This window comes from Bacillus sp. JJ1122, from assembly GCF_036964885.1.
GTDB lineage: Bacteria > Bacillota > Bacilli > Bacillales > Cytobacillaceae > Mesobacillus.
Map to the genome: position 1 here is coordinate 42,625 of NZ_JBALQL010000037.1, position 12,045 is coordinate 54,669.

At 44.3% G+C, this 12,045-nt stretch carries 8 protein-coding genes and 1 pseudogene; 6 read left to right on the top strand and 3 right to left on the bottom strand.

The genetic code is table 11. The features are described 5' to 3' along the window. Positions 1 to 102: 102 nt before the first annotated feature. Positions 103 to 2,616 (top strand): preprotein translocase subunit SecA, encoded by a 2,514-nt coding sequence (secA, locus tag V7201_RS19855; RefSeq protein WP_335378502.1) that lies wholly within the window; start codon positions 103 to 105, stop codon positions 2,614 to 2,616. Between the two features lie 240 nt (positions 2,617 to 2,856). After that, positions 2,857 to 3,961 (top strand): peptide chain release factor 2 gene (prfB, locus tag V7201_RS19860; protein ID WP_335378503.1). Its coding sequence is split into 2 segments (ribosomal slippage): positions 2,857 to 2,928 and positions 2,930 to 3,961, totalling 1,104 coding nucleotides; the frame shifts between segments, so codons are not numbered across the junction. Between the two features lie 38 nt (positions 3,962 to 3,999). On the opposite strand, the gene V7201_RS19865 is transcribed toward prfB, so the two are convergent. From V7201_RS19865 to V7201_RS19875, 3 genes and pseudogenes are all read right to left on the bottom strand, one after another. Beyond that, the gene (locus V7201_RS19865) at positions 4,000 to 4,956 is read right to left on the bottom strand and encodes a nuclease-related domain-containing protein (RefSeq protein WP_335378504.1); all 957 of its coding nucleotides are present in this window, start codon (positions 4,954 to 4,956) and stop codon (positions 4,000 to 4,002) included. A 58-nt stretch (positions 4,957 to 5,014) separates the two neighbouring features. Further along, a complete protein-coding gene (locus V7201_RS19870) occupies positions 5,015 to 5,173 on the bottom strand; it encodes a hypothetical protein (protein ID WP_335378505.1) in 159 nt (52 codons plus the stop codon). 192 nt (positions 5,174 to 5,365) lie between these two features. After that, positions 5,366 to 7,997 (bottom strand): annotated as a pseudogene (locus V7201_RS19875) (CoA-disulfide reductase). Positions 7,998 to 8,692: 695 nt separating this feature from the next. On the opposite strand from V7201_RS19875, the gene V7201_RS19880 reads away from it, so the two are divergent. The 4 genes from V7201_RS19880 (at position 8,693) to ftsX (ending at position 11,974) form a co-directional block, all read left to right on the top strand. After that, on the top strand, positions 8,693 to 9,556 hold the full coding sequence (locus V7201_RS19880) for a YitT family protein (RefSeq protein ID WP_335378506.1): 864 nt from the start codon (positions 8,693 to 8,695) through the stop codon (positions 9,554 to 9,556). Positions 9,557 to 9,606: 50 nt separating this feature from the next. Beyond that, on the top strand, positions 9,607 to 9,921 hold the full coding sequence (cccB, locus tag V7201_RS19885; RefSeq protein WP_335378526.1) for a cytochrome c551: 315 nt from the start codon (positions 9,607 to 9,609) through the stop codon (positions 9,919 to 9,921). 483 nt (positions 9,922 to 10,404) lie between these two features. Next, positions 10,405 to 11,091, top strand: a complete 687-nt coding sequence (gene ftsE, locus V7201_RS19890) for a cell division ATP-binding protein FtsE (protein WP_335378507.1) — start codon at positions 10,405 to 10,407, stop codon at positions 11,089 to 11,091. Further along, positions 11,081 to 11,974 carry a permease-like cell division protein FtsX gene (gene ftsX, locus V7201_RS19895; RefSeq protein WP_335378508.1) on the top strand — a complete coding sequence of 298 codons (894 nt, stop codon included), beginning with the start codon at positions 11,081 to 11,083 and terminating at the stop codon, positions 11,972 to 11,974. Before ftsE ends, ftsX begins: the two co-directional genes overlap by 11 nt. Positions 11,975 to 12,045 lie beyond the last annotated feature (71 nt).

Genomic DNA, 12,045 nt, shown 5'->3' on the forward strand with positions numbered 1-12,045 from the left:
TCACAGCGAATCTTTTTTCTTTGGGATTCATTTTAAAGTAAAAATAAAAACGATTTTTTGATAAAAATACAACCAGATTCAATAGATAAAAGGAGCGTCTGTATGGGGATTTTAACGAAAATTTTCGACCAGAATAAACGCGATATCAAAAAGCTGACGAAACTGGCGGATCAAATTGATGCGCTGGCGGCCGATATGGAAAAACTTTCGGACGAGCAGTTAAAGGAAAAGACGGAGGAATTCAAGAACCGTTACCAAAAAGGCGAGTCATCAGATGAACTGCTTGTTGAAGCATTTGCGGTAGTCCGCGAAGCAGCGAAGCGTGTCCTTGGCCTTTATCCATATAAAGTACAGCTTATGGGTGGCGTTGCCCTTCACGAAGGCAATATCTCCGAGATGAAGACTGGTGAAGGTAAAACGTTGACGGCGACAATGCCGGTTTACCTGAACGCGATTACAGGCAAGGGTGTTCACGTTATTACTGTCAACGAATACCTGGCAAGCCGTGACGCCACTGAGATGGGCAAATTGTATGAATTCCTTGGCTTGACTGTTGGGTTGAACCTGAACAGCATGACAAAGGAAGAGAAGCAGGAAGCATACCGAGCGGATATTACTTACGGTACGAACAATGAATTCGGTTTCGACTATTTGCGCGACAACATGGTGCTTTATTCGCATCAAAAAGTTCAGCGTCCGCTGCACTTCTGTGTAATCGATGAAGTTGACTCCATCTTGATCGATGAAGCCCGTACGCCATTGATCATTTCCGGTTCCGCTCAGAAATCAGCGGCACTTTATATCCAGGCAAATGCCTTCGTCCGCACATTGAAGCGTGAAGAGGATTACACATACGATGAAAAAACAAAGGGTGTCCAACTGACTGAAGAAGGGATTACGAAGTCAGAACGCGCCTTCGGGATCGAGAACCTTTTTGACATTAAGCATGTAACATTGCTTCACCATATCAACCAGGCGTTAAAAGCCAATGCGAGCATGCACCTGGATGTGGATTATGTTGTCCAGGACGGCGAGATCGTCATCGTTGACCAATTCACAGGACGTTTGATGAAGGGCCGTCGCTACAGTGAAGGTCTTCACCAGGCAATCGAGGCAAAAGAAGGCCTTGATATCCAGAATGAAAGCATGACACTGGCTACGATTACATTCCAGAACTACTTCCGTATGTACGAGAAGCTTTCCGGTATGACGGGTACAGCTAAGACTGAGGAAGAGGAATTCCGCAACATATACAACATGAACGTTGTTGTCATTCCGACGAACCGTCCGATTGCTCGTGACGACCGTCCGGATTTGATTTATGCGTCTATGCAAGGGAAGTTCCGCGCAGTTGCTGAGGATATTGCTGAGCGCCACCAAAAAGGCCAGCCAGTCCTAGTCGGTACTGTTGCGATTGAAACTTCTGAATTGATTTCCGGCTATTTAACGAAAAAAGGAATTAAGCACAATGTCTTGAACGCGAAAAACCATGAGCGTGAAGCTGAAATCATTGCAGAAGCCGGACAAAAAGGCGCTGTAACGATTGCGACAAACATGGCGGGCCGTGGTACGGACATCAAGCTTGGCGAAGGTGTTAAAGAAGTTGGCGGACTTGCTGTTGTCGGTACAGAGCGTCACGAAAGCAGACGTATTGATAACCAGCTCCGCGGACGTTCTGGACGTCAGGGAGACCCGGGTGTGACTCAATTCTACCTTTCAATGGAGGATGAACTGATGCGCCGCTTCGGTTCTGACAATATGAAAGCGATGATGGAGCGCCTTGGCATGGATGACACACAGCCAATCCAAAGTAAAATGGTTTCGAAGGCCGTTGAATCCGCTCAGAAACGTGTTGAGGGCAACAACTTTGATGCCCGTAAACAATTGCTTCAGTATGATGATGTATTACGCCAACAGCGTGAAATCATCTACAAGCAGCGTGATGAGGTTCTTGAATCTGAGAATCTTCGTAGTATCGTTGAAGGCATGATTAAGTCTTCATTAGAACGAAACGTTGCTCCTCATACACCTGCAGGCGAGGATATGGAAAAGTGGGAGCTTAACAGCATCATCGATTATGTGAACGGCAACCTGCTTCACGAAGGTGATATCACCGTTGAAGACCTCCGCGGCAAAGAGCAGGATGAAATCGTTGAAGTCATCCTTGCAAAAGTAAAAGAACGTTACGATGAAAAAGAAGAAATGCTGACGGACGAGCAAATGCGCGAGTTTGAAAAAGTAATCGTGCTTCGTTCCGTTGACTCGAAGTGGATGGACCACATCGACCAAATGGACCAGCTGCGTCAGGGTATCCATCTCCGTGCATACGGACAGATCGATCCACTCCGCGAATACCAGCATGAAGGTTTCGCGATGTTCGAAAACATGATTCTTTCCATCGAAGAAGACGTTGCTAAATATATCATGAAGGCCGAAATCCGCAGCAACCTCGAGCGCCAGGAAGTTGCAAAAGGCCACGCCGTAAATCCTAAAGAAGACGAAGGCGGCAAAGTCAAGAAAAAGCCAGTAGTCAAAGCAATGGACGTAGGCCGCAACGATGCATGCATCTGCGGCAGCGGCAAAAAATACAAAAACTGTTGCGGCAAAGCAGAATAAAGATTGTAGAGAAAAGTAAAGCACAAGCGCTTTAACAAATTAACGCACCGGGGGTCAGACCCCCGGCAGTTTAAAGCGTTAAAGCGGTGGGGGTCAGACCCCCAGTGCTTTAAAGGGGTAAAGCCGGCGGGGGACCGCTGGTTTTCTTTTTTGAATGTGGAGACTGTAGGTCTTGAGATGTGTGGAATAATTCTTCTAAGAAGCTATAATAGTAAATAACTTTTCTATGAGGTGAACGATATGGAATTAGCAGATATCAGGAATGAGCTTGAGAAATCAGCTAAGAAATTAGCGGACTTTAGGGGGTCTCTTTGACCTCGAAAACAAGGAAGCGCGTATAGCTGAACTGGATGACAGCATGCTGGCACCGGATTTCTGGGATGATCAGCAGAAAGCACAGGTAGTCATCAATGAGGCGAACGGGCTGAAGGAACAGGTCAATGTCTTTCATGAGCTTTACGAGACATATGAGAATCTTGATCTAACATATGAGCTTGTGAAAGAGGAAAGCGATGCTGAGCTTCAGGAAGAGCTTGAGAAGGAGCTTAAAGAATTCACTGAGCGCATGAGTGAGTTTGAGCTTCAGCTTCTTTTAAGTGAAGAACACGATAAAAATAACGCCATTCTTGAATTGCATCCTGGTGCTGGTGGTACTGAGTCGCAGGATTGGGGTTCCATGCTCCTAAGGATGTATACTCGCTGGGCGGAAAAGCGCGGATTCAAGGTTGAAACTCTGGATTACCTTCCTGGTGACGAAGCGGGAATTAAGAGTGTGACGCTGGCAATCAAGGGTCACAATGCTTACGGTTATTTAAAAGCGGAAAAAGGTGTGCATCGTTTAGTACGTATCTCACCATTTGACTCTTCAGGCCGCCGCCATACCTCATTTGTATCATGTGAGGTTATGCCCGAGTTCAACAACGAGATCGAAATCGAGATTCGTACTGAGGATTTGAAAATCGATACGTACCGTGCAAGCGGCGCCGGCGGTCAGCACATCAATACGACTGACTCTGCTGTCCGTATCACCCACTTACCAACGGGTGTCGTTGTTTCCTCGCAGGCAGAACGCTCACAGATCAAAAACCGTGAAACATCGATGAAAATGCTTAAGGCAAAACTCTACCAGCGAGAAATCGAGCAGCAGCAGGCTGAACTTGATGAAATCCGCGGTGAGCAAAAGGAAATCGGCTGGGGCAGCCAAATCCGATCCTATGTCTTCCACCCGTATTCAATGGTTAAAGACCACCGGACAGGTGCGGAATCTGGTAATGTCCAGGCAGTAATGGACGGGGATATTGACCAGTTTATTGATGCTTATTTGAGGTCGAAGTTGACTTTATAATTTTATGGGATCCTCCGCCTGGGTTGGCGGGGGATTTTTTAAATTGTAGTGTAGTAAATTCCTTTTGTTGTACCATGGGGTTTTAAGTCCATCTTTGATAATAGCTTTGTCGATAGTTTAGGAGAATCAAGATGGATAAAATGGCGAAATTGCTTGTTTGTTATGGTGGGGCTGATGATAAGGAAATAGTCTTCAATTGCCTGTTTATGTGCATCCTTAGCTACAGCGCCGCAATGAATGCAGTTCCAAGTACCTGCATATCGTTCCATTGCATACATTGAACAGGACGGACATTGGACACCTGTAAGGAAATCTTCGGATGTGATTTTAAATTGATGAAGGTGTGAAGGTGAAGGCTCGTCACTTCTGAGCAAAACCTTGCTGAGTTTTTTATGTTCTTTTACAGATAAGACTTCTCTTTTATATTTGGAAAGGAAATCTTCAATTTTAAAGATGATTTTACCCGGGGGACAAACGCGGTTGTATACTTCAGGATCATTGTGAGGGTTTCGTAACGCAGTTGAAGGATTGCTGCTAAAAACAAGATATTCGATCGGAATGCGCGGAAAGTGATTAGTTTGCAGCCATTTTTGAAGAAGCAGTCTGTGTCTCTTTGCCTGTAGGAGGGGGTCCTCAAATGTATCCGTTTTATCATTAAGGCTTCGGTCCAATTGATTAAAAGGAGAATTAAAAGTCAGAGTACCCGCCATGTTTTTGGATTCGATAATGAGAGCGAATGCTGGGGAAAGTAGCAGAGAGTCGATTTGAAAGTGGTTGCTTCCTGAGCTTAAGCGAATACCTTGGAAAATGTGGAATTGTTCTTCGTGAATCAAGCTAGTGTAGTAATCGAGAGCCTCTTCACCTTTATGGCCGGCCCACGCTTTCATTTGATCTTGAAGAACTTCATTACGTTTTGAATGAATCGGGGGCAATCTCCTTAAAACTGCGTCGTTAATCTGTATTCTTAGCGGAAATATTCTTTTTTTAACTATCAATGAAGGTCATCTCTTTTCCGTAAAATAAGTTACACCCTAAAAATTCGGATTAAGCTTGTTAAAATCCTGCTATGTGGAGGGTTTTTGATAACTTATTTTGGGCTGGGAAAAGAATCGCTACAGTTTGAAGCATATTCGCTACGAAAAAAGAGTTAATCGCTACGAAAATGACAGGAATCACTACGAAAAAGGCAATAATCGCTACATTTTTAACCATAATCGCTACTTTTACCATCTGATGGAAAAATATGAAATCATCCTCAAAAAAGATTAATTAATTTACCAGCGAAAAATAAAAAATGGAACTACAGCGGCCAATCAAGAATGATAACTAACCATTATCGAGATCTGAGAATAGATTCAAAAAAAGACGGCCCACAAAAGGGGCCGACCGCAATCATCATTCACTTTAGATAAACAAATTCAACCCGGAATCCTCAGCATCGCCAAGGTATGCAGCGACACCGCCGATTTCAACTCCGTCAATGAGCTCTTCTTTTTTAATACCCATGATGTCCATGCTCATGCCGCAGGCTACTAGTTTGACGCCGGCTTCCGTGGCATTTTTCATCAAAGTCTCCAGGCTGTCGACGTTTTTGTTTGCCATGACCGTTTTAATCATCTTGGCACCCATGCCGCCCATGTTCATTTTAGATAGCGGCAGGTCGCTCGCGCCTTTTGGCATCATCATGCTGAACATTTTGGCCATCATGTCTTTTTCAGTTGAATGTGCGTCGCTGCGCTTCAGGATGTTCAGTCCCCAGAAGGTGAAGAACAAGGTTACTTCTTTGCCCATTGCGGCAGCGCCGGATGCGATGATGAAGGTTGCGATAGCTTTATCCAAATCGCCACTGAACACGACCATGGTTGCTCCATTTTTAACAGGAGCTACAGCTGGAATTCCAGTTGGAAGCTCTGCAGGAGCCGCAACTGCGTTCACAGGTACCACGACATTGCCCTTCATAATCTGCGCCTTGAACTTCTTGTCTTCAAACTTATTGCTGACAAGTCTGTTGCCAGTCTTGTCGCACCATGCTTTAATGTCTTTTGCAAAACCAGGGTCTGTAGCGTGGATCTCAAGCACCTCGCCGTCTTTCATATCGCCAATTGTCTTATACACCTTCATAATCGGACCAGGACAGGATAGACCGCAAGCATCGAGAGTTGTTTTTACAGTCGGTATAGCAGTTTCCACAGCACTTTGAGTAGTCGCAGCCACTACAGCAGTCTCAGCAGTGGCAGCCGATCCAACATTTCCACCAGCCGCAACTGGAGCAGCCCCAACAGCCAATCCCACACCAACTTCTCCAGCACCAGCAACAATTTCCTCCATCGCTCTACGTTGCGCAATACCATTATCACTAATCGGAGTGCCACAGTTTTCGCTAGCATCTGGCTCATATACACAAGAGTAAGTTTTATACCCTCCATCCAGATTGCGCACCTTGAAGCCAGCCTGCATCAGAATACGTGTAGCAAGGTAACCGCGAAGGCCGACCTGGCAGTATACAAAGATGTCCTGGCCGCGAGGAATTTCATCCAGACGCTCACGCAGTTCACCAAGCGGAATGTTCACAGAGCCTTCGATCATGCCCATGTCACGCTCGATTGGTTCGCGGACGTCGATCAGGTATCCTCCGTTTGCAAGGATGTCATTGATTTCATGCCACTGAATTGTTTCCACAAGTCCTTCAGCAATATTTTTAGCTGCATAGCTAGCCATATTGACTGGATCTTTTGCAGAAGAGTATGGCGGTGCATATGCCAGTTCAAGGTCTGGCAGGTCAAAGATTGTCATACCGCCTTTGATGGCAGTCGCCAGCACGTCGATACGCTTATCTGCGCCATCGTAAGATACAGCCTGCGCACCGAAGATTTTACCGGATTCGCGGTCAAAAATTTAATGTTAACGCGATTGGGAAGGCGCCAGGATAGTAGCCGGCGTGAGAGCTTGGGTGTACGTGCACGACATCGTAAGAGATGCCAAGACGCTTCAAAGTCTTTTCGTTATTGCCTGTAGCAGCCACAGTCATATCAAATACTTTTGCGATTGAAGTGCCAAGAGTACCCTGGTATTTAGAGTCAATGCCGTTGATATGGTCAGCGACGATGCGTCCCTGGCGGTTGGCAGGCCATGCAAGCGGAATGTGAGTCGCCTGGCCGTTGATATAGTCTTTCACTTCAATAGCGTCGCCGATTGCATAGATACTATCGTCAGCAGTCTGCAGGCGTTCGTTCACTCTGATTGCACCGCGCAGGCCAAGCTCAAGATCAGCTTCCTTAGCTAGCTTGTTTTCAGGTGCCACACCGATTGCAAGAATCACCAAGTCCGTCTCAATCTGTTTTCCGCTGTTCAAGTTAATCAGCTTGCCGTTTTGTTCAAAAGAGTTAACACCGTCTTCAAGAACAAGGTTAACGCCTTTTTCACGAAGGTGCTGATGTAAAATAGAAGCCATTTCGAAGTCGATTGGTGCCATGATTTGGTCAGCCATTTCTACTAGTGTTACTTCAACTCCGCGCTCCCAAAGGTTCTCAGCCATTTCAACCCCGATGAAACCGCCGCCGATGACGGTTGCTTTACGAGGCTTTTGCTCATCAACATACGCTTTAATTTTGTCTGTGTCGGGGATGTTTCGCAATGTGAATAGTGCTTCGGCTTCAGCGATACCTGGAATAGGAGGCTTGATTGGGCTTGCTCCCGGTGATAAAACTAAGACATCATAGTTTTCTTCATAAGTTTCGCCTGTTTTAAGGTTCTTGATTTCAACCACCTTGCGTTCGCGGTCAATGCGTGTCACCTCGCTCAGGTTGCGGATATCCATGTTGAATTTTTTAGACATGCCTTCGACCGTTTGCACAAGCAAAGCGTCACGTTCCTGGATCGCACCACCGATATAATATGGAAGACCGCAGTTTGCGAAAGAAATATATTCACCGCGTTCGATCATCATGATTTCTGTTTTCTCATCTAATCTTCTTAAACGTGCTGCTGTTGTAGCACCACCAGCAACTCCACCTACGATTACAACTTTTTTTGCCATTCTGATTACCCTCTTTCGGAGAATTTATAGATTCGAATTTCGTGATTTAATTTTTGTACACCGATTAGTAAATCAATATTGTGCCGATGAGCTTCCTGTAATCATTCCCGCCATTTTCAGTCTGGCCAGATGCTGAGATGGGGTTGATTCGGAAGCTCCATTTCCTAATAGGGAAGTTGGCATTATATAGCATGCGATTAATTTGCAATTAAATTGGCGATTGATTTTAGCAAATCGAATGAATTCTCGTAAAAATCCACTTTGCTGGTAAGACTAATCATGTGATCGCCTCCTTATACGTGAAATATATCACAAACTTTTATTACGGGTAAGGGTATTTTATGAAACGTCAAAAATTGTTCATAATTTCACAAACTCAAAGAAGAAAAAACACAATTTAAGTTGCAATTCTTACGAAACCGGGTTGTTTCTATATAAATGGTTTGGCCTCCGCAACAAGGTGTCTCACTAATAGCAAGAACTTCTTTTACTCCTTTAACACGGTGCACTACTAGCGTTTACAGCATATCCGGCACATGCTATACTCACTCACGGCAAAAGGTGAATTTTCCATCAGGAGTAATTATTTTCACTCTTACTGATGAAGGAATCGGAGCTTTACTGGAGTTCATTCAAAATACTTGGTAGATTTAACTGTAGTAAAGCGGCGATTAATAAAAAAAGGGGATAGTAAGTTGAAAAAGAGGCGGAATCATACATCAAATCCAACTTTAGAAAAGCTGATCGAGTATGTATATGTGTTAATTGGTTCAGGAATTGTCGCAATTGCCTTCAATGTTTTCCTGCTTCCAAACCGGGTAGCTTCCGGAGGGGTGAGCGGGATCAGTACCATTTTGGATGCAACCATTGGCTGGGAGCCTGCTTATGTGCAGTGGGCTTTTAATATCCCTTTGTTTATCGCAGGGGTTGTTTTACTAGGGCGTCAATATGGGTATAAAACTCTTGCAGGGACCATTTTCCTTCCATTCGTTGTATTTTTAACGAAAGAGTGGGACCCGTGGACATTGGATCCCTTGCTTGGTGCGTTGTTCGGAGGAATTGGTGTTGGCTTAGGACTTGGTATTGTCTTTCGCGGCAACGCGTCAACGGGCGGTACAGACTTAGCAGCACAGATTATTCACAAATTCACGGGTTTTTCACTTGGGACCTGCGTGGCGCTGATTGATGGTTTGATTGTCATATCAGCAGCGATCGTATTTGATATTGAACGAGGGCTTTATGCGCTAATAGGGCTGTATGTGACGAGTAAAACGATCGACCTTGTACAGGTTGGAATCGGGCGATCCAAGATGGCGATGGTCATTACAAACCGTCAGGAAGAAGTTCGTGAAGCCATCTTGCATAAAATTGACCGTGGTGTGACAAAACTATCAGCATACGGCGGCTATACCGATCAGGAACGGCCAATTATCATGTGTGTCGTTGACCAAACAGAGTTCACGAAATTGAAACAATTGGTCCAATCCATTGACCCTGCTGCATTTGTCATCGTTATGGATGCTTCTGAGGTATTGGGTGAGGGTTTTAAAAGAGCTTAGTATTGGTATAAAATAGCTGTGTATGTAAAATTTTCTTAGGGGGAGTTATGGTGAAGAAGAAATTATTAGCTCTATTAATGGGAACCTCCTTAGCACTTGCAGCCTGCGGTGGCGGCGGTAACGACGAAGCTGGCGGAGATAAAGCAGGTGCCGATCCAGAAAAGCTGTTTAACCAGAAATGCTCCAGCTGCCATGGCGGTAATCTTGAAGGCGGAGTAGGACCAAAGCTTAGCGACGTTGGATCACGCTTATCTCAAGATGAAATTGAAAGCACGATTGCAAACGGAAAAGGCGCAATGCCTCCGAAGCTATTAGAAGGCGACGACGCCAAAGCAGTAGCAGAATGGCTAGCAAGCAAAAAGTAATAACCGCAAAAGACGAAAACGTCCTGGGTGCCAGGACGTTTTTATTTTGCATCCCTGCTTTATCACATTAACGCGCCGGGGGTCAGACCCCCGGCGCGTTAATACTTTAAAGTCCTGGGGGTCAGACCCCCAATGCGTTAATGTGTTGAAGTCTGTTTTTCTTAAATTCCACTTTTTTTGTCTATACATAATTTGTCAAACTGTGGTCACGGGATTGTAATAAAACTGAAGATTTAACTTTTTAGAAATTCCCCTTAAGTCGCTAAGAACATCGCTAACTAGCTATATTGCTCTATGAAATGGTTGTAAAAATGTTAGATTAATCTAGCATTTAAGGAAGTAAATGGTTATAAAATCCTGTTTTGAAAAGAAACTGTAATAAATAAAAGGGTTTTTTTGCTATAAATAGATGCTATAATAGGTTTGTTACAAATTGTCGAGATTAGCCGATTGATAAGACTAACTATCTAAGGTGATACAGAAATGATTGATATGCAAGATGTATACAAAACATACTCAAACGGCGTAACTGCCGCTAATGGGATAAATGTTCATATAGATCCAGGTGAATTTTTATACGTAGTAGGGCCGAGTGGAGCTGGAAAATCTACCTTTATAAAGATGATGTACCGAGAAATTAAGCCAACCCAGGGCACAATCACAATCAATGGTGTGAATCTTTCAAAGCTTAAGGCAAGCAAGGTTCCTTTGCTCCGGCGCAATATCGGTGTTGTCTTCCAGGACTTTAAATTGCTGCAGACTCTTTCAGTCTATGAAAATGTCGCATTTGCAATGGAAGTAATAGAAGAGCAGCCTCAATATATCAAGAAGCGTGTCATGGAGACATTGGAGCTTGTTGGGCTGAAACATAAAGCGAGAGCGCTTCCTACGGAACTATCGGGCGGGGAGCAGCAGCGTGTTGCCATCGCACGTTCAATAGTGAACGCACCGAAAGTAGTGATTGCCGATGAGCCGACAGGAAACCTTGATCCGGAAACTTCATGGGAAATTATGAACATTTTTGAAGAAATTAATTTAAGGGGAACCACCATAGTCATGGCTACCCACAACAAAGAAATCGTCAACACAATCAAGCATCGCGTCATTGCGATTGAAAATGGCAGGATTGCCCGTGACGAAATGAAAGGTGAATACGGATATGAAAGCTAGAACCTTCCGCCGCCATGTCCGTGAGAGCTTTAAGAGCCTCGGCAGAAATGGCTGGATGACGTTTGCGTCGGTCAGTGCCGTAACGGTTACCTTGCTTTTGGTCGGTGTCTTTTTCGTCATTATGATGAATCTCAATAAAGTAGCATCCACCATAGAAGAGGATGTAGAAATACGCGTCCATTTGGATGTGGCAGCGAACGACAAAGATAAAGCGGTGCTGGAACAGAGAATCAAACAAGTACCAGGGATCAAAGATATTAAGTTTTCTCCTAAGGAAAAAGAGCTTGAAAATTTAATTGAGAGCATGGGTGACGAAGGAGAAGCTTATAAACTTTTTGAACAAGATAACCCTTTAAATGATGTGTTCGTCATAAAGACGAAAAATCCAACCGATACAATGAAAGTTGCCAAGCAGATTGAAAAATTTGAATACGTCGCCTCTGTCAAATATGGGCAGGGCAAGGTAGAGCAGCTTTTCAGTTTTATAAAAATAAGCCGGAATGTCGGCCTTGTACTGATCGTAGGACTTCTTTTTACAGCGATGTTCCTGATTTCGAATACGATTAAAATCACGATTATGGCCCGCAGGCGTGAAATTGAAATCATGAGGCTTGTAGGGGCAACGAACAACTTTATCAGATGGCCATTCTTTCTTGAGGGATTGTGGCTGGGGATACTCGGGGCAATCATCCCGATTGGAGTCGTTTCAAGTGCGTACTATTATGCATACGATTTCCTCAATGAAAAACTGAAAGATCATTTCATTAAATTGCTTGAATTCAACCCGTTTGTTTACCAATTATCAGCGATCCTGATCATCATGGGCGCAGCGATTGGAATCTGGGGAAGTCTCATGTCCGTCCGCAAGTTTTTGAAAGTGTAATTAGATAACTAGTAAACACTTAATAACCAATAGACGATAGATAGAAAGACAAAGTTACGAAACTATCAAAA

Excerpts from the sequence above, each read along its gene's own strand:
- secA (WP_335378502.1), top strand. The coding sequence starts at position 103 with ATGGGGATTTTAACGAAAATTTTCGACCAGAATAAACGCGATATCAAA.
- V7201_RS19870 (WP_335378505.1), bottom strand. The coding sequence starts at position 5,173 with ATGGTTAAAAATGTAGCGATTATTGCCTTTTTCGTAGTGATTCCTGTC.
- ftsE (WP_335378507.1), top strand. The coding sequence starts at position 10,405 with ATGATTGATATGCAAGATGTATACAAAACATACTCAAACGGCGTAACT.
- ftsX (WP_335378508.1), top strand. The coding sequence starts at position 11,081 with ATGAAAGCTAGAACCTTCCGCCGCCATGTCCGTGAGAGCTTTAAGAGC.